Source organism: Mucilaginibacter sp. P4_C11, from assembly GCF_056402115.1.
The window spans coordinates 1-25,314 of the sequence record NZ_JBFUIA010000025.1 but is presented as its reverse complement, the minus strand read 5'-3'; the positions used below and the strand labels follow the sequence as shown (position 1 = coordinate 25,314).

The 25,314-nt window shown below is 44.5% G+C and carries 8 protein-coding genes; 2 read left to right on the top strand and 6 right to left on the bottom strand.

Annotated features, from left to right (window positions below):
- Positions 1–10 precede the first annotated feature (10 nt).
- The 3 genes from AC1DU2_RS21395 to AC1DU2_RS21385 all read right to left on the bottom strand — a co-directional run bounded on the left by AC1DU2_RS21395 (position 11) and on the right by AC1DU2_RS21385 (position 5,320).
- Positions 11–3,352 carry a SusC/RagA family TonB-linked outer membrane protein gene (locus tag AC1DU2_RS21395; protein WP_477361898.1) on the bottom strand — a complete coding sequence of 1,114 codons (3,342 nt, stop codon included), beginning with the start codon at positions 3,350–3,352 and terminating at the stop codon, positions 11–13.
- A gap of 207 nt (positions 3,353–3,559) precedes the next feature.
- Positions 3,560–4,600, bottom strand: coding sequence for a FecR family protein (locus tag AC1DU2_RS21390; RefSeq protein ID WP_477386711.1), 1,041 nt, complete (start codon positions 4,598–4,600; stop codon positions 3,560–3,562).
- A gap of 147 nt (positions 4,601–4,747) precedes the next feature.
- Positions 4,748–5,320 carry an RNA polymerase sigma-70 factor gene (locus AC1DU2_RS21385; RefSeq protein WP_477361894.1) on the bottom strand — a complete coding sequence of 191 codons (573 nt, stop codon included), beginning with the start codon at positions 5,318–5,320 and terminating at the stop codon, positions 4,748–4,750.
- Positions 5,321–6,232: 912 nt separating this feature from the next.
- On the opposite strand from AC1DU2_RS21385, the gene AC1DU2_RS21380 reads away from it, so the two are divergent.
- Both AC1DU2_RS21380 and AC1DU2_RS21375 read left to right on the top strand, forming a co-directional pair.
- Positions 6,233–7,048, top strand: coding sequence for a DUF6597 domain-containing transcriptional factor (locus AC1DU2_RS21380; protein WP_477386709.1), 816 nt, complete (start codon positions 6,233–6,235; stop codon positions 7,046–7,048).
- 78 nt (positions 7,049–7,126) lie between these two features.
- Positions 7,127–7,597, top strand: coding sequence for a YybH family protein (locus AC1DU2_RS21375; RefSeq protein ID WP_477386707.1), 471 nt, complete (start codon positions 7,127–7,129; stop codon positions 7,595–7,597).
- Positions 7,598–8,409: 812 nt separating this feature from the next.
- Here AC1DU2_RS21375 and AC1DU2_RS21370 read toward each other — a convergent pair.
- From AC1DU2_RS21370 to AC1DU2_RS21360, 3 genes are read right to left on the bottom strand one after another with little or no spacing between them, the layout of a single operon-like run.
- Complete coding sequence (locus AC1DU2_RS21370; protein WP_477386705.1) at positions 8,410–15,897, bottom strand: RHS repeat domain-containing protein; 7,488 nt, start codon at positions 15,895–15,897, stop codon at positions 8,410–8,412.
- 2 nt (positions 15,898–15,899) lie between these two features.
- Positions 15,900–21,815 (bottom strand): hypothetical protein, encoded by a 5,916-nt coding sequence (locus AC1DU2_RS21365; protein ID WP_477386703.1) that lies wholly within the window; start codon positions 21,813–21,815, stop codon positions 15,900–15,902.
- The gene (locus tag AC1DU2_RS21360; RefSeq protein ID WP_477386701.1) at positions 21,805–23,457 is read right to left on the bottom strand and encodes a hypothetical protein; all 1,653 of its coding nucleotides are present in this window, start codon (positions 23,455–23,457) and stop codon (positions 21,805–21,807) included. Before AC1DU2_RS21360 ends, AC1DU2_RS21365 begins: the two co-directional genes overlap by 11 nt.
- Positions 23,458–25,314 lie beyond the last annotated feature (1,857 nt).

Sequence of the window (25,314 nt, the reverse complement as noted above, 5' to 3'; positions counted from 1 at the left end):
ATGTTAATGATTAAAAGTTTGCGCTTAAGCCCAATGTAAATGTCCTGGTGGTTGGATACTTGTCACGGTTATCATTACCGGGGTCTAATCCGCTGCGGCTCACCTCAGGATCAATCCCTTTGTAGCCGGTTATTACAAATGTGTTAAGCGTAGATACATAAATGCGTGGCGCGTGGATATATTTTGATTTTAAACTATTGAAGGTATAACCCAGGTTGATGTTATCAATTTTCCAGAAATCGCCATTTTCAATATAATAACTGTTAAACTCCAGCGGCATGGTTTTATTAAGCACCGCGGTACCAAACACTTTATCATTGGCCGATTTTAACCGGTTATAATATTGAATAGAAGTATTTTCATAATACATGCGCTGAAAGTTGAGGATCTGATAGCCGAAAGCGCCGCGCATAGTTATGCTAAAATCCCAATTTTTATAACGGATGTTATTATTCCACCCTGCATAGTATTTCGGCAGACCATTACCCAGTACCCTCTTATCTTCAAACGAGTGGGTAAAATCTTTATAGGCTACTGATTTACCATTTTGGTCTTCATATATCCACTGCCCGTCTGGCGATACACCGGTAACTTTAAAGCCATAAAAATCGCCTATGTTTTTACCAACAGTAACAATATTGGTAAAGGTTTGAATGGGCTCGCCGGTGCCACCTGTTGTAAAGTAGTTACTGGTTGTCTTATAGGTTTCGTTTGATAAGCTGATGAGTTTATTGGTATTGGTTGAAAAGTTAAAACTGGTTGTCCATTGAAAATCTGCCTTACGTATTGGGGTGATGTTTAATAAAACCTCGATCCCTTTATTTTGCATGGTGCCTACGTTTGCCCTGGTAGATGGATATAAATTTGGCGGACTCGGTACCGCATAATCATATAATAAACCTTTTATCTTACGGTTGTACAGATCAACAGAGCCGGTGATCATCCCTTTAAGCAAACTATAATCCAGCCCCAAATCGGCTTCATGTTTTTCTTCCCAACGCAGGTTTGGGTTTGGATTTTGCGACGGACCAAGCGTTTGTACCCATTGCCCGTTTGATAACACATAGTTGCCATAGCCTAACAAACCTACACCTAAAAAGCCTTGTGCCGGCTGGTTACCGGTAACACCGTAACCTGCACGTAACTTCAAATCATCAAAAATTTGCTGCCCCTGCATAAACGACTCTTTGGTGATCCGCCATCCTACCTGTACAGCCGGAAAGGTACCCCAAGGTTCTTTTGCACCATAAAGCTGGCTGGCGGCCTCGCGGCGTACACTGGCCAACAACAGGTACCTATCTTTATAATTATAGGTAGCACGGCCAAAAAAGCTGATAAGGTTAGTTTCTGATCTTGTGCTGCTTTCAACACCCAAGCCGTTTGCGGCGGCGCGGCCTAAACCAATGTTGTTATAGCTGAATATATCGGTTGGAAAATCATGGTTTTGCTCAAAAAACGAAAACGTATCATTGTCCTGGTAGCTATAGCCGCCTAAAACCGAAAAGTTATGATCGCCAATTGTTTTTTTATACTCGGCAGTTAACTCTAACAGCCGATCTATCGACTGTAAAGAACCCACCGCGGCATAACCATTCAGATGGTCACGAATGTTGGAGATGTTTTCCTTATTTTCTGAATAGCCCGCGGTTTGGTTAAAGCGTGTGTATGAACCTAATGCCGATAACTTAAGGCCATCAAACGGCGTAAGGGTGATGGTTGAGTTATATTTTGATGTTGTGTTTGAGGTTTTACCATCGCTATTATAAATCATCGATACCGGGTTCTGATAATTAAAAATGCTTGGCTGCTCAAAGTAAGTACCATCGGCATTTTTAACAGGTGCTGTTGGGTTTTGCAAAATAGCCTGGCGATAGGTATAACCATTAAATGTACCGCCATCCTGGGTTTGGGTAAAGGCGTTGTCCTGTTGCAATAAACCAAAATTGATCTTCAATTTATCATTAAACATGTAATGATTGATATCAACCCGGCCAGAGAAAGTACGGTTATTTGATTTCAGGAAAATACCGTTCAATGACCGGTAATTAACCGAAGCCAAATAATTGGTTTTACTATTGCCGCCTCTTAAAGTGAGCGTATGTACGGTAGTTACCGGCAGGCTGTTGGATATCGCTTTGAGCCAATCTGTCGAGCTGCCCAAATCATATGATTTATCCCTGGTACCGGCCGCAATCTGAGCACGGTAATCGGCCGCGGTGAATAATTTGGGTTCGCGGGCAAGGGTTTGAGTACTCACGTAGCCGCTATAATCAACCGCATTGGTAAAATTGCTGCTTGCGCGTTTGGTAGTGATGATGATAACCCCATTGGTACCGCGTACACCGTAAATGGCCGCTGCTGAACCATCCTTCAACACATCAATGGTTTCAATATCTTCGGGTACAACGGTTTTTAAACTGCCGGGCACACCATCAACCAATACCAAAGGATCGGAGTTGGCACCCAATAAAGTGGTATTACCCCTTAACAGGATCACCGAGCCGGATGTAGGATCTCCGCTTGGTGCTGATACCGAAAGACCGGCCACTTTGCCCTGTAATAGCTGACCGGCATCCAAAACCGGGCCTTTTACAAAGTTTTCGGCTTTAACTGTAGCTACCGAGCTGGTAACATCACCTTTACGCTGGCTACCGTAACCAATAACAATAACCTCATTAAGCGAATTTGGCGATGCCACCATGCGTACATTGATCACGGTACGGCCGCCGGCAGGTATCTCCTGCGAACTAAAGCCGATAAAAGAAAAAGTAAGGATGGCTTTTTCGGTTTCGGCATCGGGAATGTTCAGGGTGTATTTCCCGGTTACATCGGTTTGGGTGCCCATACTGGTTCCTTTTATAGTTACGGTAACGCCGGGTAAAGGCTGGTCATGATCATCGGTTACTTTACCCGTTATGGTTTTGGCAACTGCCAGTGGCGTATTTTCGGCCTCATCGGTATTTACCACATCAGGTTGTTTTGCAACGGCTGTGGCCTTTGCCAAAACTATCTGATCGCCAATGATATCAAATGTAATCCCCCTGGGCGTTAACAGCTTGCTAAGTATAGCACCCAGCTTTTCTTGTTTGGCATCTATTGAAAGGCCAAGCTCGTTTTCTACAAGGTTTTTACGGTATACAAACTTCAGGCTGGTTACTTTTTCCAGTTGTTGTATAGCGTTGGTAAGGCTTGTATTTTGAATATTATAATCAACCCGCTTATCAAGCAGGCCCTGTCCTTTGCTGGCGTTTGCAAATGAAATACCAGTAAACACAAGGATGATTATAATTTGACTAAAAGTGATCCTCATAATTTTACACCAGTCAAAGTGGTTTTGTAAATAAATCTTCATACATTTAAGTGTTTCTTTTTGAAAAAATTGAGACATAGGATTCCCGGTTCACCTTTTTAGGCGTTGTACACCGGGGGTTTAAAAATTATAGGGGTGTCTCCAGCACTCCTATTCTTTTTTCAGGAAATTGCGGTTGGTTTTAAGTAATAATTCTTTTTTCCATATGGGCTGCTTTAGGTTTTATTGGTTATTGAACTGTATAATTGGTTATTGTTTATTGCTTTCCATTATAAAACTGTTACCATTTACGCTGTAGGTTGCATTCAGGGTTTTTTTAAGGATTTCCATAATGGCAGGCAGGTTTTCGTTGGTAAAATCGGCTTTCAAAAAATCGGTCTTAATGCTCTCGTCCCGGGAGCTGATGTTTACATTAAAGCTTTTATTTAGCGCTTTAAATACTTCACTTATTGGCGTGTTGTTAAACGAAAGGCTTGCTTTTTTCCACATGCCCAATGAGGCATCCTTGATCTCCATATTCTTTTTAAGATCGTCAGCCACTTTATCATAAACAGCTTCCTGGTTGGGCAACAGCATAACGCCATCGCCGGCAGCAAGCGTATTATTTACACCCGGCTTAGTTAGCTGCCCGGCTACAGTTACAGAAACCTTACCGGTAACCACATCCACCCGGGTGGTTTTATCGGCCGCGTAAGCGCGGATCCTAAAACTTGTACCCCATACTTTGGTAATTACATTACCAGTTGAAATAGAAAACGGGCGTGAATGATCTTTAGTTACTTCAAAAAACGCTTCGCCGGTTAATGAAACCCTGCGGCTGTGTTTTTCAAATGTTTTGGTATAAGTTAAGGCCGAACCTGGGCTTACCCAAACCCGGCTGCCATCTGATAAAATAATGTCTTTGATAGCCTTAGTAGTATTGCTAAAAACCTGCTGCGTATTTGTAACCTGCAAAGTATTATTCACTTGCTGTGGTTTTAGTTTGATAAAAAACACCGCGATCAAAACAGCGGCAACGCCCGATAGCCAGTATAAAATGGTCTTTACCCGGTTTGTTCTGTTTCTATTAATTGAAACTATCCCGTCGCCTTCTACCTCGTTGATGCTATTGTTGATGTTTTGCCACATCAGCATTTTAAAAAGTTCCTGTTCACGGGCCGAAAGCTCGGTAACATCGTCCCGGTCAAGTTCAAACGACTCATACCAGGCAAGGATCATATCCTTTTCGTGCTCATCACAGTTGCCTGCAAAAAATTTTTCCAATAGCTCGGCAGGTAATTTCTTTTTCATTAGGGACTTGTTTTGGACAAGAGTTAATATTGGTTATATAATAAGATGTAACCTGACTAAGGCGCATCCCCTACTCCTGTTTAAAATATTTTCAAAAAAATTATTGATACAAGTACGCATGTACTCTTTATCAGGAGAGAAAAATGGTTACCGCAATAAAAAAAACAACACCAGGATATTAAGATGTACCTTTAAAAACCGCAGGGCTTTGGTCAGGTGGTTCTCTACCGTTTTTTCAGAAATACCCAGAAGCAGCGCTATTTCTTTATTAGTTTTATACTGATTGCGGCTTAATTCAAATACATTGCGGCATTTGGGTGGTAAATGGGTAACCTCGACCTCAACACGTTCAAGCAGTTCTTTGTAGTAGTAATTTTCTTCAGTGGAATTATCGAAGCTGTTGTTAACCATCAGCAAAATTTCACTGTATGAATTGCGCACAGCCTCGGCCCTTTTATAGTTAAGTACCAGGTACCTGATAGAAGTAAATAAATACCCCTGAAGCGATGTAACTATTTTAACCTGCTTCCGGTTGATCCAAAGGCCGGTAAAAAAATCCTGCACAATCTCTTTGGCTGTTTCCCTTTCTTTGAGGCGTTTATAAGCAGCAGCATAAAGTTTAAGCCAATAACGGTTGTAGATCTCTTCAAACGCGCTGATACTATCCTTTTCGAAAAGTTCGATCAATTCTACATCCGTAAGGTCACAAAACTTTTTCATCTTTACGATAATTACCAACACACTCCGATACAGCTAAACTGCCATACGTAAAATATAACCGTTAAGTTTACAATTAATAAAGGGCAACAATATCCAGTAAAGCTATTATGGTACTCCTACTTAGGTTATAACAGGGGCAATATAAGCATATTTTTAAATCGCAAGCCGAAAACTAAAAAATAATTGTGCTTTACACACTAATAAAACACCTGAGTCTTAAGGTTAACCGGAAATTCAGAAACTATCGCAGGTGCTAACGTTGGTGTTTGCCGGCCGGGCTGCGCAGCAGCGCGGGCAGACTACCGTATTAAGTGTTGATCCGTTTTTTGTATCTTCCCATTTTTAGGAGTTTCCTTAGTGCTATCGGCTGTCTTTTTAAAAGAATTACTCATAAAGTTTCCCTGACTGATGCCTTTTGATAACACTGCCGGCAAATAAACATTGCCAAAAATTCGAGAAAGTGCAGTATTTGGACATCCCGGAGCCCTTGACCAGCTCGTTCCGGAATAGCAAACCAATCGTTCTTAAATACTTTGACCATGCTAATAATTTTACATTCACTGGCGTTTATTGAATCTTCATACGCAAACGAATGAACCCGGAACACGGAATGGGATGGTCAAAGATCCCGGATTATGCACGTATGCCCTGCCGTTCCGGGAAAAGGCATAGCGGCCACCACTATAGCAATCATGAGCACGCCCGAGGGCCCATATACAGTTAGCGCTGCTTTTTTTCCGATATCTGAATAGCGTCTGCCAGGTGCTTGTAATTTTTATTTTTTTGCACTTTCGTCTAAAAATGGCAGGAGGACCGCCGCTTTTTATTAATTTTAATTACCTTCTTTGACTGCGCACAGCGCTAATATCACTATGTAAATGTAACTTAGGTTAAGAAAGTGACCAACAACCGATGCAGTATTCAGAATTTCGTCCTCAAGGCATTTTAAAGAATTACATACAGTGTTATTTTGTGTGCGGATCTGATACCACTATATTCACACAGGACAAAGTGTTTGCAAGCGGGCATGTGGAAATCATGTTCAATTTGGGAACGTCTGGCTTTCAGCAAATCAGGGCCGGCGGGCTGCTCAAACAACCCGGGATCCAGTTGTGGGGGCAAACCATTCAGCCTTTTACTTTTGCTACCGGCGGCAGGCATGAGATGTTAGGCATCAGGTTTTTTCCCCATACCGCTGCATTCTTTTTTGAGGAGAGCATAGCAGAATTTAATAACCAGCTCATTGATTTTGCGGAAATTGGCGGCAAGGCCGCGCTTCTCCTGCATTCAAAATTGATGGAAACCGCCCGACTGGACCGGCGTATTGAATTGGTAGAAGAGTTTTTACTGTTCAGGCTTTCGCTTTCGGAAAGAAAACTCGACAAGGCAGCGCTGGTAAATAGTATAATGCGCGAATTAACAAAGGATGATTTTTTTGAAAACATCAGTGCTATCGCCTCGCGGTATGGCGTTTCATCACGTTATCTTCAACAGGTATTTTTGAAGTATTCCGGGCTTAGTCCTCATCTTTTCAGTAAGATAGCCCGGTTTCAAAAAAGCCTTCATATGGTGGTTGAAAAAAACATCCCGCTGACTACAATTGCACACGAATGCGGGTATTTCGATCAATCTCATTTTATAAAAGACTTTAAGTTTTTCACCGGCTCGGTACCTTCGAGGTTTTCTCCTGGAAGTTCTACCGATCTGTCCGCCGCCCTTCCAAATTAAAGTGTTCCGATTTTTACAATTTACCCTCCTTCTATCAGGATAGCTTTGGGTAATTATTCAATTAATTAACCAAGATCCATGAAAACAAAACACATGTTAGCGGCAGTAATAGGGTTAACTTATACTATTGGCTGTAATTATTGCGCCGCCCAGGCATCCGACAACCCCGCCACTGTTTCGGCCCGGAAATCTATTGAAAAAAACAACAAGCTTTATTTTGAGCTTTTTGCCAGGGCCGACAAATCTATTGTCGATTTATATACGGAAGATGCAGCTTTGTTCGCCCCGAACATGTCATCGATAGCCGGTAAAAAAGCACTGGTAAAAGATTTTGATGATACCTTCAAGGCAGGTAAGGTAAAAGGTGTCAAGTTCCAAACCATAAAGGTATATGGAAACAGCGCTGAGTTCCTGACTGAAGAAGGAAACTGGCAGGTATTTGGCACGGGCGGCAAACCTATTGATAACGGCAAGTATTTAAAATTGTGGAAACTGACAAAAAGCGGATGGAAAATTTTCAGGGATTGTTTCAATAGCAATCATAAATAGCGGCAGCTATGATCAAGGCAGCAAAATGGATCAATCTACTTCGGGATGCTTTGCGCGGAGTAAGCGGCGCGGCAGGCAACAATTAATTTAATTCCTTGCCAACACGCCGTATCACGATGCCAGGAACCTGTGTTATGCCAAAGGAATTTGATTTTACGGCCCTCAGTTGTGCAACTGAGGGCATTTTTTAAGTTCTTCCCTGTCCTGTTTAAAACAAATCTGGACCAGTTGAAAATTGCGTTTTTGTAGCTTGCGCCTATCGGAACCTCCTTCACTTCATTTTTCAATGAATAATACCTGGCTGTCGTTTTTTAGCTGGAAACAGCCATTTGTTGTTGAAAGGTTAACACTATAAACTCCTGAGGTGGTCAATTTTAGCAGATTCTCCACGCCAGGCCAGTAAACAAGCCAAGCTGCGGAATGTGCTTTTCGATGATGTTAGCATCCTCTAATTTGCAGGATTTTTAATGCTTTTTTCAAATATCTTGCAGATTACTACCGCTCTTTTTATCTTAAATATACCTCTAAATCACCTTAAACTCCGTTTTTACATTTTTTGAGGATCGACTAAATACCTTTTAAGAACCAAAAACTTACCTTTATAATATGCCTGTAATCCGGCTGCCGCCAAAACCGATACCAAATTGCGCGCCATAGGGTTGCTTGCCGTCAATAACGTCACGTATCACCGCAGCTTGCTGCGCGCTGGCTAAACCACCGTTGTTTGCAAAGCCAATGTCGGGGTTCGCATAGAGTGCAAAGCGGTTATCCAGGTAACCCTTGACCGCGATCTGGCTGGGGCATCTTTTTGTCTATTCCTTAACTATCCGCAATCGGCGAACAGTTTTAGTTTTAATATAATGAATTCTCAATGAAGCCTTGTACCCATGGCACTCATCAAACAAACCGTCTCCGGAGGTTTGAACCGTTCTGGCATTTAAAATAGTGGTCAGGTTAAAGCTCGTACTAGGGACGATGGTTTTTCCTCCCGTCGAAGTTATGGTCAAAGTACCATCAGTAAGTGTGGTGGTATTTGTTCCTCCTCCCTGCATAAGATTCGCATCATTGGCTTTTACCCTTACTTTAAGATCTCCTATCTGATAAGGATCACTTAAACTGGCAATAAAATCATTTACCGTGAGGCCATTTCGGGTCATCATTCCAATATTTAAAGGATTTTCGTTAAGAATACGGGAACTTTTTCCGCCATCAGGTACAACTCTGCCATGAGTAATATTATCAACCGAGAATCTTTTAGACCTTTCAACCTCTCTGTGCATTTTCTCCCATTCAAGTTTCCATTTTCCGCCATCGCCTTCCTGATCTTCGTCCTCCTTAGGATGTCTTTCCTTGGGGTCTAAAGAAAATTTGATCCCGATCCTGTGCCTGTCGGTTCTTTTGGATAACCAACCAATTTTACCAACCCTAACAGTGATATTCAATCGCCCTATCTTATACGTTCCCCCCTGATAGCCGGGAGCAAGCCCGGTTTGGTCGTTATATAAAACAGGGTCGTTTTCAAAAGCCCCATAGGGAGTGCTGCCCGGAAAAACACTGTTTAGCGGATCATTTGACAGCCATCTACCAAGCCTTGGATCGTATTGTCTGAATTCCGTGGTATAGCTATTTCCGGCACCTTTTATTTCTTCATCCATTTCCATTCCATTAAACCCAAATCTGTACCCTCCTCCAGTCAATTTCCTACCAGGCATTTGCATACCAAAGGCATAATAATCCTGCCCGCCTGCTATATCTGCCGTATAGGTAACAGCTGCACCGGCAATCAGTATCTTCCTGTCGGTAATGGTGGCTAATACGTTACCGAGGTGGTTCACAAGTTCATATTGTTTATCCCCACGGGTAGCAGTATAATAGGGACCTCTAGTTGTGGCTCCCGTTCCATTAGCGATCGGTATCAAAGCCTCAGGCTGATAAGCGCCAACCCGGCTGCTGCCATAAATATCTGCCTCGCTCCAAAAAAGCTCCGCAGAGGTAGTGTGCCTTTTGTAAGTATAAGTGGCCATGATATTACCCTGCCCATCCCTTACATAAAATATCGTGGTTCCATCGCTTAACCCTTTCATTACGCGGTTGCCCAGCGCATCGTATTTAAATGCGATGTTGAACCCTGTATTTTTTGTTATCCTGCTTATTTTACCTTTAAGGTTCCACTCTATCTGGGTGATTTGCCCAGCCGCATCACTCACCAGGTTGCCAATGGCATCATATTTATAATTATTGGGCGATTGGTTATCGATATCTTCCGAATAATTACCATCCGGTACCTGATCGCCCACATAGGCTAATTTATTGGTCGCCCCTGCAGGGATGGAAACCGCCGGGTTGTAAATATTATTTCCGGCATCGTAATAAAAATAATTCAGGTTATCCATAGCCGGTGTTGCTGCCGTGCCGTTTCGCATTTGGTTGATGATATTGCCATCCCGGTCGTAACTAAATTTGCCAAACCAGGCATTGTTCGGCAGTAATGCCATGCTGTTTCCATTTAGGTTCCAGGCCTCCTGCGAGCGGATGCGGTTGAGCTGATCGTAGGTATAGTTATAGCCATTATTCCCCAGCGACTGTATCTGGGTGTACATCCGGCTGATATTACCATTAAATAACGCCTTCACCGTGCCTGCCTGCTGGCTCAACCCGTCAAGGTTGCCATTGCCCTGTATGGCGGTATAATCGCCCTGGTAATAATCAAGCACATAACCGAAAGCATCTTTTGCTATAGGATTATTTAAAGCGCCATAGCCAGGCCCGTTAAAGCTATTGCCAAACAACTGAATGCCAGGGTAAAGATAATGAGCTATGCCGCCGAGCGTGTACACCAGTATAGGTATTTGCTGTGGTACCTGAGGGGCCGGGGTGGTGGTCCCATCCTGCCCCATATCCGTTTCCGGCGAAGACGTGGTCCCGTTAACGCCTTTTATCCATCCCTGTAGCGTGTACATATAGTCCAGGCCCTGCACTTTGTCGGTGCCCAGCTCCTCACGGGCCAGTGGCCCGTGCCGGTAATATTTGTATATAGCATCAGTTTCCCATATAAGGCCATTGGTGCTTGTTTTAACCTGCGTGAGCCGGTTGGCAGCATCGTACGTATATTTATGGATGAACTGATCGGCAGCGCCGCGCTGATAGGTCACCTGGTTAACCTTCCCGCTTTGCAGGTCGAAGTCATAATCAATAGCCTTATCACCGATGATGTTATTGGGGTAGTCCTGTATCAACTTATTAACATTGCCCTCAATATCATAACTGAAATGCGTGGCGTGGGCATATTGCCCGTTGTCAAGATGCGGCTTGTTATCAAATGTAAAAACGGATGCCACCCGTTTGCGCAGGTTTTGCTGTCCGGCGATGCCGAACTTTTGTGAAATCGCTCCCGAATACGCATCATCATACCGTGTAAGCGTAATTTCAGTCCGGTCAGTTTGGGCATTGATAAAGTTTGTCCAGGTGCCGAAGTCGCGGGTAAGCAGGTTGTTGACCACAACGAGGGGTTTCATCTCGCCTGATTCAACTGGTCGGCCAAGCAGGTCATAACGGGTATAGCTGTAATAATTACCGTTCTGGTGTTGTTTAGCATTCTGCGATGCTGCTATCCGCCCCAGGCCATCATAAAAGAAATTACTTTCGCCGGCATCCGGTGTTTGCTGCCATATTGTTTGGTTAAGGGTATTGTAGCGATAAGTTGTCGTTTTAATGTGCGCCACCGGGATAGCCACATTGTAGGCAGCAGCGCGTGAGGTAGCTACTTGCTGTACCTGTACATGATCCAATAAGTTAACCCCTGTAGGCGGCACGGTTTTCACCAGGTTACCGGCCTGATCGTAATAGTATAGGGTGTATTGATACTGGCGATCCTCATAATGCATATTGAGCGTCTCTGCAGCGCTGAGGCATTTGGCATAGTAGCGCTGCAACAGGTTATTTTTCATGCTGTCCACCCAGGCGTTGTAGCGAATACTGGTATTGGTGTTTGCTATCGCGAGTTGGTTCTTTACGCAATCATTCACTACAGGGTATGGCGGCAATACCGGCGGGGTGGTGCATAAAGTTACAGCGGGTGGGCACTGATTTATATCCCAGCAAGTACTGCTTCCTTTAATTTCGGCCGCCATTAAATTATTGATACTGGTTCCGGCGAGCACTTTTAGTACAAAACTTTTTGTAAGACCGTTTTGAGCAGTTGAAAGGTCGGGGCTGATGCTAATAACGTCCTTCACATTCGCCCAGTTGCCTATTGCCGTTGTAATTTGCAAGGTAATAGTGCAGCCTTTTTCTTGTCCCGGCAGGCGGATTATCAGGTTGCCGTTGGTATTTAGTGTTATGCCGCTTCCCGGTTGAAGTACAGCAGGAAGCATATTGGCAAGTTGTGTTTGGTTAGGATAAGCGGAATAAGTTGTCCGGTAGGTAAAAATATCGCCAAGATAGTCTTTTATAGCGCTGGCATAAGGTGTTGGCTGGTCGCAAACAGGCTTTGCCACGTCTTTACAGCCAGCTAAAAAGTTACATTTGGTGACGATGTGCATGGTGTTACTCACGTTGCCGGGGTACAATACATTGGTATCGAAACTGCAATTGGTATTGCCGGGGCACATTACGTTACTTAAGCAACATACCGATGCAGGTGCCACATATCCGGCCGCTGTTCGCCGGAAAGGTATCACAAAGCTGGTGCACTGATCTAAACTGATATTCAGCACGGGGCCGTTTGCGCCCTCAGTAATTTTTGCACCCGCCACCCGCGATACGCCGGCGCCACTAATCTGCTGAGGTAATTGCGCGCTGGCTATTGTAACTGTAGTGCTGGTTGCCAGTGCGGTGATAACATTATTCAATAATGCTGTTAAGGTGCCTGATAACTCCGCTGTACAGCCTGAAGCACCATCACCGCAATAATTGGCTGCTGCCTGCTGGTTAATGCCGGTGGCCTGGCTTGTTATAGCCTGTACAAATTGGCAGGGGTCGTTATAGTTACCTATACCGCTTGTGCTGATATTGATCCCCGCATCGGACATTACAGTCAAAATATTATCGATCCCAGTTCCAAAACGGCTTTGCTTATCCTTGTAAAGCATCCACACAAAAGGCTGCGAAGTAGATTGGCAGGGCTGCACATTCACGTAATGCGGGAAGGGGGTCGAAAACTGCCCCCAGTCATAATAATCCTTCGCACCAATGCAGCGCGAGTTACAATTATTGGCATCAGCATAAGTATCCATACTGGCTTGCACCACTTCGTTTTTGGCCGAGAGGTATAGCGATCGCAGGAATGTCCACTCCAGATCGGTCAATGCCGGATCGGCGCCAAAAGCATGCGTGCTAAGGTAATTTGCCGGCAAAGCACACTGCGGTCCGTTGGCGTTGATAGCGGGCGTGCCCTGTTGATTTTGGGGATTATTATGGGCGCAGTAAGCCATTTGCATGGCCAATTCATCGGCAGGCAAGGGCGACGCCGAGCAGCCATAGTGCTGAAGCTTTGTCAACAGCGATGCTTTGATGGCCGTGTTCTGGTTATTAGCAAACCAGGGGTCATTGTTCACCAACTGTTCATATGGCTTAGTGTTACTATTGGGAAGTACGCTGCCTGTAGTTATATACCCTTTGGTTACCGCGTCGGCAAAATGCTGTGTAGAGAGTATATTCATATCAAAATCCAGCGTTGCATCAATATTGGGCGAACTGCACCAGCCCAGCATGCAATGCTCAGGGTGCATGGGCAGCAGCTTTTCGGCATATTCGGGCAGCCAGTGGTTCACCAGGTCGTTGATATTGGTAATACCCGGAAATAAAGAAAAGTTGATACTCTGTACCGGTAGCAAATTCGCCGGGTTAAATACTGATAACGGGTAAGTGCTGGCATCAATAGTGCCGTCTGCTCTTCTCACAAATTGCCCATATTGGCCACCGGGCGAAATATCGGCCAGCATCATGGAGTGGATATTATCGCAGCGATTAGGACTGGGTTTGCAGTAAGCGGTGTCGCAAGTGGCGGTTTGCCCGGGCGGCGAAGCGCAATTTGCGCAGGTCTTATAACAGTTCAGGGTGTCGATGCGCGACATTTCATCATGCATAATATCATCCCACTTTGCCTTGCAGGTGTCTTTAAATACCTGGGCCACATATGCCAGCGCTGCCTGTTGGTTCACGGTGATCTTTTTGGTAAGCACATAGGTGCCGATGGCAAGCGTTTTTACAAATTGCCGTGGATACGTACCGGTGCTGCTGTTATTATCACAATTCAGGTCCACCTGCCCGCTGCTGTTCATCAAACTCCCGATGGTGCCTGTATAAACCGGCAATTGTGTGGTAGTGCAGCTTTCAATATGGTTCAGGGTGATGTTGATATCATAGATACAATCCAGGCAAACGTGTACGCCGCTGCAAGTGAGCGTATCGATGGTTTTAGGGTTGATGCTGTAATCGAAAGTGTAACTGGTATTGTCGGCGCTTACCAAAAACTGGTGCTCGGTAATCAGCGTTCTATCGCTCGCGTTCACTACGTTTTTACTAATCAGGGAAACGTCAATGGTATTGTTGCCCAGGTTGTCCAACTGGTCAAGGTTTGGCGGGTTTATCCCTGCCAGCGCTGTGGCGATGGTTTTACCTTCGGGGTTCATATAGGTGACCGATACCTGGCCGTTGGCATCCATTACAGCATTTTTTTGGTATCTTTTTGCATCTCCGGCTTCTGTCCCGAACATGCGGTCGAGCTCTTCCTGGTTGGGCGCAGCATAATAAAACCGTGTTTCGTGGTTATTTCCGAATTTAAAAGTTGGACCTACGCCGCTTTGCGCGGCAACACGCCCGGTATTGTCCTGCAAATAACTCAGCTGCGTGAACGGAAAGCCACCGGCATCTGGTATAAAGGCGTTAAAACCCAGCTTCTTGGGATTATTGGGTGAATAATAGGCAGCGGCACCCATGATACCCGTAATCGGGTTTGGCAGGTTAGATAAAGGGCCGGTAGCCGGGCAGGTGAAATTGGGTTTATCAAAATCCTGCCAGTTATAGGGTTTCTGCGTGGCATTGCTGATGTTCAGTAAAGGCAAATACTCCAGCTTCAAGGAATTTGTTGGCACGGGCAAAATGTTAACAGCAGGCCGGCCCTGGTAGTCATATATCGTCTCGCCTGCAACCACCTCGCGCTCCTTATCGTTTCCGGGCTGCACACAATCCAGCGTGCCCAAATGCGCATCTGCCCATATTAACGGCGCATCATGCGGCAATTGCCGCTCCAGGTTCATCCCGGTAACGGTCTGCCTCGAACGGAATGTTCCATCAAAATAATTAACAGCATCACTTCGCTTGCCCTCTTCGGCAAACGTGGCCGAGGCTTGCCAGTTGATGGCATCGCCAACGTGGGCAACATGATGGTACCAGGTATTGGTAAACGTGTTCACCCTTCCCCGTTCGGCACCGCTCCATTTGCAATACACGGGCTGGTTGAGGGTTGTGCCACCCCAGCCCACCGCCCGCACCCGGTATAAAATATAACCCCGCTCAAAAACCAGCGGAAGACGGTAATAACTGTCTTTTAAAGATACCCTTGTGCTGTTGTCCTTAAAATTAAAGGCGATAGCGGCGCTGCTTAACGACGTATTATAGGTATCCCCGTAATCATCTGCAAAAGTGTACTCCAGTTCGTAATATTCAACATCGCGCAGCGCGTCCCAACTGATCACCAGTTCATCTGTCACCCGGTCCTCGCAGGCGTTCACGGTTGTTGGGAAAGTATTATAGTCTATCCGCGTGATCCTGTCCTGAACAAAGCCAACGTTCAACTCTATAAAGTCCTTTAGTTTGGTCTTTAATAAATTTATGTCGGTGCCTGTATCACCCGTCACTGCAACGTTGGTAACTGTCAGTTCAACTTTATAGGCATTTTTAAACGCATAGATGTTACTGATACCTGTCTTGGTAAGCGCACCCGACTTGTAATCAATTTCCAGCGTTACAGGGTTTGTAACCGGTGTTGAATTATCAATGGGATAGTATTTTACACTTGCCGTTACCGTAACTTTTGCGTTTGCACCGAAAGCATAATTATTTTTTAAGACCAGTTCCACAGTGTTCTGGATAGCGGTAGTCCTGTTGGCTGTGTTCAACTGGTTTAAATTGCCCGCATTCATTCCCGGATAGCTGGCAGAAAAACTAATGGCGCTACCATTATAACCCATCAAGGCCGTTCCTGAAAGGGGAAAATTGACCTTGGGATAAGTTTTTGCCACCGCATTTAGCCCCAAAAGCAGCAGCAGGCACAACAGGATATATTTTTGCTTTGCCATAGTTATTGGTGCAGTTTTGCCAGGGAAGAGCCGCCTTCCTTAGTGGTTATTATTCCTTTTTCCGTTTCCCTTTTTGTACGGATCAGTTCGCCCTGGTTATTATATTCGTTTTTGGTGAAATAATTGTTTTCGTCGAGCGTGTAAGTATGCCGCAGATTCACGTCGTCATACACGTAGGATACCATATTTGCATCAGCCGGAAATATCCGCAGGTCATCAAAAAAAGTATCGGCATTGCCTTTGTTTAGTTGCACCCGAAGTGTACTGGTATTTGCAGCTGTTGTAAAAGCGCCCATAACCCTTTGCCAGCCTTCAATAACCGGCCCTTCGGAACGGAGTGTAACCGGGGAGCCGATATTGGAGATGGTCACGTAAGCATCGCTGCATGACAAAACAGGCTGCTGGCTGTTCACTTTCACCCAACAGGAGAAGATATATTTTTTATTGCCTGCCGGATAAAAACCACCAGCGCATTCCTTGCAGCTTGTTTTTCCCGAGCCGGCCGGTTGCTTCGTATTGCGCGACGGAATGCCTTTGCAGATGACCGGAGGTACCACCGTAAAAGTTAAGGACGAAGGTACCAGCAGCGAATATTTACCCGTGTGCGCCTCTGCGGCCGAAATAAGAACATCCCCGCTCATTACTTTAACCCGTTTCATGAGGCCCCGCCCTGTAAGCGAAGCATTTTGCGTTGGTCTGCTGGTCTTTATCGGGCAATAAGCACAATATTGGTCCTCGAAACCATCAAAATAAGCTTCGCTATACCCCGAGTTGTTTGCCTGCGCCGTTATCAGCGTGTTTTTATAACCTAATAAATTCGCTGCTTTCCGGCCTATCCTGTCTTCGGTCTCCATGGTTTGGCCCTCTACATCGGTCAGGTTAACTTTTTCTTTCCACTCCCAGTTGGTATAGTTGGCTGCCCAGCCGCTTGCTGTGTTTGATGACAATTGCCAAAAGTCGCTGTAGCTTTTGAAAAGACCTTGTTCCTTAATGTTGGTTACTCCACCCGCCAAACTCCCGGGCGTCCGCTCTATTAAGTAAAACCAGGTCTGTTTTGCTTTGAAATTACCTTTCCTTCCTGAAAGGATGTCATTTTTACCCAGCCTGCTTACAGTGACGGCACAGGAATCGCAATAGGCAACGGCATCGTCATCATATTGAATTGCCGAACTATTCAGGATATTGAACTGCCCGAAACTGACCCTTGTTCCCACACTAAGCGGATTATATTTCCAGGAGATCACCTGCCCGGCGCCATCCGATAGCATGTTTGTTGAAGCGGCGTTGTATACCTGGTAGTCGGTACCCGCAATAACGGTTTGCGGTACGCTGATGTCGTTCTCAAATGTTCCGGCGAAGGCGCTTTTCACCCACAACCGGTTTCCGTTATTCGCAGCACGCAGTTCATCTCCCACCTTTAAAAACTGTTTTATCGCAGGAAGGTTAGTTGTGTTAACCACCATTTTTGCATTGGTGTAAGCCGGCCCCATGCCATCGTGCATCCACCATGCAGGGTATTTGAAGGAATATAAGGTATCGTTAAATTCATTTGGCATTTTGGTCAGCAAAGCTTCACCGGTGATCTCGTCAAATGCCAGGTTTTCGGTTGTAACGGCCGCTGTCTGGCTGTAAATGGTTTTACTTTTTAACAAGCCATTCCGGTGAATCACTTTGTTAAACACCATTGACTGGAACTGCTTTTCCTCGGTCATTTGCGAATAAAGCGGCATTACGATAGGAATGGGGATTATCCCGAATATTGCCATGTTCAAATTCACATTGAAGCTGGTTGAAACAGAATGGTCGTAGCTTTTTTTCCCGGCAACAGTGTATTCAACCGAGAGGCCAAGCTTTTTATTTTTGTTGATATTGCCTAAATGGTCTATCAGCGTAAAATGATCATTGTCGGGGAAGTATTCTGATACCTCGCCGGAAACCCTGTCGCCGTTTTGGTTGTACACCCACATGGCCTTATCCACGCCGCTCATATTGTTCAGCTCTATGGCATATCCCTGGGATACGGTTGCAAAGTCGTGCTGCTGGTCTATCGCCACAAAAGGGAGCTGAAACTGATTAAAATTGGTTTTATCCCGTTTTTCATCTATCGCCGTGCTACTAACTTTAACCGGATAGTCCTTAGCTGTATAGTATTCGTTGATGACCTTGCCGGTTTTTGCAACGTCAAGCGTGGTTGCATTGGTTATCTGGGTTACCTTGCCATAGGTAATGTGCGGCCCCGGGAACAATGATTCATTCACAGGTTCCTCCACATAATAATCATTATCGGGCGCCAGCTTCTTAACGTCAGCATAAAATATGGGTTGCTTTAATGATATTTCGTCGCCGCCCACCAGCGGCTCATAATCGGCTACGCCGGAGCTTATGGTCGTTTTGGCGTTTGTGACAGTATCGGTTTCCTGCGTAGTATAATCATACATCGTAGTGTACGATTTTCCTTCATGTGTATTACCGGTCATCGCGTCCCAGTTATCATCAATACTCACCTGCTTTACCCTGCTGCCGCCGGCTATTTTCATTTTTGTTGGGTTGTACAGGCGTATGAAACTTTTACTCAGGTCCACATCCTGGCAATAGCCCTGCGACTGGCAAAACAGGTTAACCCCCATGGCCGAGGCTCCGATCTGGCTCCCCAACTGGCTGATAACACTTGGCAAAGAATTGATGAACGATCCAAATGTTGCCGGGGCACCCATGGTTGTATTACTAAATAACAATGCATTCCGGTTGATGCGCATGTACTGGAATGCAGTTTTTAATATCGGGTTACATTTGATGATAATGTTTTCATCATCAATAGCTACCGGGCTAAGCTGTATGTAGGCGTAATTGGGATCGGCCGCCACACCATAGTCTTTTATTTTGGTATAACCGGTCACATATTCGTAATTGCCCGAGCCGGACAGTTTAACATAAAATTTGAAGTATAAAAAGCCATCTTTAATATCTTTGATATATGCTGCAGCCAGTTCCTGCTTTGCTGCGGCCGGATCGGTATTGTTTATAGGATGCGAAAGCTTAAAATATATCCTGTCCTTTATGCCGGTGTTCAAGGGGTTTATCGGATCTGATGGGTAATAAAATTTATTGCCGGTAATGCTTGTTGTATTAGCATCACCAAGGCCAGTCACCATGAACATCTGCCCGGCGGTTTTATCCTGTATATAGCCGTAGTCGTTGGCTTCATAATCCACTTTTAGTTTGCCGTTGCCCGGTATGGTAATATTGGTCAGGTTCCAGGCGTAGGCATTATCGTCCATTACCGCCCTGTCTTGCAAGGCATAAGGGTAATCGATATTCGACAGCGGCGAACTATCCGATACGTCGCTGTAATTATTACTGTTGGATTGGTAGTAGCCCCAGCGGTTCACACTCCTCACGTCATAAGGCGGGTTTATCTTAACATTTGCCAACTTGTTGCCATATCCAAAAACATAAGGCGTTAGTTTGCCTTTTCTCGAATGTTCGTAAGTGTAGTCGACCTTATTTAAGGTGAGCTTACCGGGCGTGTCGCCGTTTACCGGGATACCGTTATCAATACCCTTACAAAGCGTATAGTTGTAGTCGAAATGAATGGTCTTTATCGGTGTAGCGTTATTGCCGTTCCTTTGGCGATCGGGCAGCGAATACACGACAATAGAATCGAGCTTTCTTAAAAATTTGCTTTGATCCATACCGCCGTTCTCGCCAGCAACACCAAAACCATCGGCCCGTTTGCTGTAATGAAACTCCGCCACCTCTGTTTTTGATTCGGCCGAACGGACATACCAAAGTTCTTTTTCGCCATAAACGTAAGTGCCTTTATCGTCTTCATTATCACTCCGCAAGCCTTTGTTAAAGGTTGCCATATTCTCTGCAAAAGGCGTCCGCCAGTTATAAAGCTGGTCTTCTTTATAATAACTGAATTTCACATAATTGCCCAGGTCATCATCCGTGATGCCATTATTGGTAAGATCGCGATAATCGGGACTTAAAACAGCGGTGATAAGCAACTGGGTAACATAGGCCGGGGTTGTTGTTGCCTCAAAAAGATGGTCGATACCTTTGCTGTTGGCTGCCGAATTATCCTGGCCTGGTGTGTATTTCACCGTATTTTTAGCCTGATCTATGATGGGATTTACGCCGACGGCAAAGCTTACCTCTTTTTGTGTTTTATTGTAAACAGGCATACCGAAAACATATTTCATTCCATCGGGCTGTATCACCGAAACCTCCGAAAGGTGGTGTCCTTTACGGTAGTCCGACACCCTGCCTAAGGGCACCGGCGTGTTACTGTTAAAACTGTAATAGGTTAGTTGCTTATCAAACCCTATCACAGCCGCCTCATTTGCAGTTAAATATTTGATGGTGGACTGCCGCACCTGCTGGTTAGTGTTGATCACATTAGCGGTCAAATGGCTTCCATTGCTCAAAAACTGTGTCAGGGACGATTCATTCAGCAGGTCGAACCGAACGGGGCTATAATCGCCAAGCTGTGAAAAGTCCGAATAGTTGAATTTGTTTATTTCGCCATGGTTTTTAAAAGCGAACTGCTGGTAAAGCTGGTTACCGATAATATCCTGGCCTGATTTGAAGACCAGGTTAGTTGGATTCCACTTCCCGCTCTTTTGAAAAGAAGTTGTAGTACCGAAATTAGCTCCGGCTTTAAACAGCTGACCCAAATTAACTTCTGCGCCGCCCTGGGTGCCGTTCGAATTAATGATGGCCTCTGCATCGCCAACCAGCCCGATGTCATTTTTGCTGGCCGAGAACGACATCGATAAACCTTGTGCGTTCAGGTTAAAAATATCCGGTGTTTTAAAAGAAATAGGAAGTATTTTAGACTCCCCTATAAAATATGGCAGTTTTTTTTCGGTGTTAAAATCCATCAGCGCATTGCTGCTTACCTGTGTACTTTCGTACATCGCCCCAAAAGCCGGAAACTCCTGCGATGTGGTTGCCAGTGCCTGTTTCGAAAAATAACCGGTAACGCGTATATCGGGATCTACATAAAAGCCATCAAAACCAAAAGCGCCCGAGTACGTACCCGAGGTATTCTCGAAAGGATAGTCAATATCCGGCTGAAATGAATTATTAAGGTATGAAGTGGTGGCGAGGCCCAGCAGTGACATGGATGATTGGTCGGTAGTCCGCTCGCTTACTTTCCAGCCGTCTTTTGCGCCGTTTCGGGTAACATCACTGGTTCGCACATAACTCAGGCCAACGTTCATACTTGTTTTTAAGCCCTCGTTGGAGTTTACCGACCATGTTTTGCCAAGCGATATGCCCAGCTTGTCATTCCCCTTTCCCAGTTTAAGGCCGATGCTGGGATTCAGGTATTTATCCACGCCCGATTGCGAGTTGACTGAAATGCCCATACCTAATGACGCGGTGCCACCAACACCGGAGTTTGACTTTGCGCTAAGGCCTACCGAACCGTTCAATGACGGCTCGAGCCCCCAACCTTTATAATTGTTGTAAAAAACGCCCAGGCTTGCCCCCACATTAACGCCCAAAGGCTGCGGCAGCCCGGCTATCTCCAGGTCGACACCCACTTTGCCCCCGTAGGTCTCGTTTGGCTTAACGGAATATTGTTTGATGATCTTATCCGCATTAAAGTCATCGGGTATCCCTCTCAGGGTTCTTACAATGCTGCCTACATTCAGGTTCCAGCCAAGGCCAACCATCGAAGAAACATCTTCCATTTGTATCCCCGCCTGGTAAGTTAAATTGACCGGGTAGCCGCCAACGCTGAACAATGGGACCTGGTATGAGAACGTACCCGACGACAAGTTGACCAAATTGGCCGTGCCCGCCTGCTGGAATTGCATAAACTCCGGCTGCCCAGGCCCGCCTGTTTGCGCTTTCAGCCCAACCGAAATCAGTATCAAAGCCACTAAAACAATTACTTTATTTCTCATGATCGGCCATAACTTTAAAGTTCAAATGATAATTGGTGCTGAAAACAGAGACGGTAAAAAGGTACATTTTGCCAGGCTCAAGTTTGTAGTTGTTCAGGTTGACCGACATCCGGTTGAAACCACTGGTGCTTATCAGTTTAGCATCTTTTGCTGCAGATGGCTTAACTAACGCCCCCGATGCGGTATCGTAAATGTTGACCCTTATATTTTCAATCGATGCGTAGCTATTGGTGAACTGAATGTTCAACAGCTTATCATACAGTTCGGTAATGCTATAAGTTGGTTCCGTATCCAGGTCATAATAGTATTTGCCTTCAGTTTTGTTAGCGTTTGTTGTATCGGCACTTTGTACTACCTTTATCACCGGTATTTCCGTTATTACCACCTTCACTTCGGGCGTAATGACGGGCGGAGAAACTATTGTTTTGCAATCCTCTACTACAATAGTGTACATACATGGCGGGCATTTTACTCCGTTGCAGGATGCACCGAGCGTTAAAATATAGATGCCATTACCAGATGGTGTAAAACTATCCATAACATCATTACTGCCGCTGCCTGTCTTTATGCTAACTCCATCTTTTTGAATCTCCCAGGCCGTTAAGGCATCACATTTAACGGCCATTGCAGCACATTGATAGGTGCTTGTAAAACTGAATGGCTGGCCGCATTTCCAGGGTATCTGCGTTTTTGCACCGCATTCATATCGTAATTCGGAGGCAGAATTTCCCACACCCAGGCCGGTCCAGCCCCCGCAGCCACAGGTTATACAGGGTTGCAGTTTTATAGCAGGCCTCATCTCAACTGTCAAACCTGCATCGCCATTCCAGTTACCCAACACACTAAATTTCGCATCTACCGAACTTAAAGACGGTGGGGTATACATAAAAGCATAAGCAACGCTGTCGTTAGACGGAATCTTCATCGGGAGTCCAGGTCCCCGCGGTAAAACCGCACCCTTGCTCAACGAAGCAACGGTGTTTAAAATAAAGGTACAAGCCTTGTCTTTGTCCACCGGTTTATTGACCAGTTTCACCGTGATGTTATAGTGCGGCAAGCCGGTTTGTGTATCGATGCCTGTGCAAACTACTTTTGTAAAACTGGTTATCGTGCCGCAAGTGGCAGTTTGTTTTCTACCGCCTCCGATCGCTATCCCGATGCCACCGAGGTTAATGTTAAACACGCTTTTGCCATTGCCCGGCTCATCGGCGTTAATTGAAAATGGTTTTGTTTTTTCTTCACTTAAAGGGAGGGTCTTTCCGTTGCTGTACCCAAAGAACTGTACGCTCAGTTCATAATTTCCGGGGGGCAGTGTACAATCCACCCCTAACATTTCCGCTGCGCTTCTGCTATCCCAGGTCTTTACGGGGGTATCAAAACGTATTTTAGGAGCAGATAAACTGCTGTAAGCTCCGCAGGCTATGGCACCATCTCTTTTAATAACGGCCAGTAGCTTAACTTGCACATCAGGAGCTATTTCGCCCGCTGTTGCAGTGACAGCAAAGAAATTTCCGGTTCGCCAGTTGGCAGTATTGGCATCGGGGTTGGACGGCAAAGAGATGTTGATATATTTAACCAGGTAGTTTTGCGAAAAAGCCTGCAACGAAAATGCAATAAACACTAAGGCAAGCAATTGTTTCATGGAAAAAATGAGATGAGAGATCAGGTGGTTTATTTTGGAAAATTACCGATAAGGTATCACAAATCAAAATATAACTCATTGTTTTTCAGTGGTTAATAAACACATCGCCAAAAATACATCGTTTTAATTCAGGGTTAAATATCAATGAAAAACAAAGACGAAATGGAATTCTAACAGCTTTTCAATTCTTATTTAGGCGAATTTGCCGTTTGGATTTTACCCGGTGCACGTATGAGCTTGGGGGCGAACCAAAAATGTGCCTCCATTTGATTGAAACGAAGATTGAATTTTTGATTAAAATAAAAAAGACTTTAACGGGCATGCTAAGGCCCATGGCTCCCGAGGGTGTACTCGAACCACAAAAAATCGATAATCTACATTTGAAAATTTCAGGTACTTGAAATCTTGTTTTTATCTTTAAAAATTGGCTCTACAGCCTCTAAAAACTCCATTAAGTGTTCAAAGAATTTCCACTTAGGGCTAAGCAGTAGGTTAAGCGAGAAAAATTTAAGTTATGCAACCTTAAACCCTTAAATCATCTCGTTTTGGCAATTCGACTTAGCATGCAGAAATTGATCATTTTGCGCCCATCCCTGCCTGCCAGCATATCCCGCAGGATTAAAGCAGGAAGAAGTTTACATCCCGGGCATCTTCATTAACGCCGCTGGCCTGGCCTTTATCCTGGTCCCAGCGGTTTTCCCACCATTGCTTTTATGTAGATAGCTCAACTGGGTGTCCGTCCACGGTGATGCTAAATAGATGATTTTTTTAGGCTCATTTCCCGAATTTTTCAGAAAATACAGCAAACCAAAGCTTTTTTCCAACATAATTGCCACGATTAAATGTGAATAAATGTCGAAATACAGCTACAGGAAGTCAAGATGTTCACCTTATGTAAAAACTGATAATCAATGAGTTATGAGACCATTCGTCGCAGTTTTCTAAAAATAATTTTTGCCACGATTTTGCCACAAACTTTTGGGCTTTTTTGGTAATTTTTTGGGCAATTAACGAAAAACAAAAAGCCCGTAAACTATTGATTTACAGGCTTTGTTCATTTTTAAATGACATTGGTTGCGGTGAGGGAGGGATTCGAACCCAACCCGATATATCGTTGATTTATAGCTATTTAACAACCATGAGATAATCAGTCGCCACAGATGTCGCTCTCTTTATTACCTCTGTAAATCTTAAGATAAAGATACACAATTTTGTAAATATCAGCAAGTTGAGAGATAATGGACATAAAACGTTTGTGAAGCACGAAACTAATTCTGATTCAAGACTTCCATACCTTTCACGCATGGCTTTCAAGGTTAAGTTTTTATAACAAGACTTTTTCAAATATCAATCGCTAAAAAGCGAAATACGGTAACAAATTCAATGATATCTTTTTGTTTATGCCTAATAATCAATCAGTTAAAAGATGGCATTTATTTAGCATTTGTGTTTACGAAGAAATAAAAAAAACCGTTAAAACTCAAAAGCCATGGAAACTGTATTTATACTTACCCACAGCGTAATGATTACTTGTCTGACAGTTATTCTCTATGTTGCGGCATCAGCTAATAAAAAAAGTAATATCCATCTAAAAAGAAGCCCTATAACATCCACCTTTTTTAAGCTGAAATCCCTCCAGTTAACACCGTTAGGGCTGTATCGTGCTGCATTAGGCTTCTTGACTTTATTTATCCGGTAGCGGTTCAATATAATCATTCATTACATCCCAAAAGCGTAAGATTGCAATTTGCATTCCATCCTAATCAAATCTGGTTTACCATATTTGATATTGTCAATGGTAAATTCACCAAATATGGTAAATCTAAACTGATAAAAACAGGAACACACCACTGATAA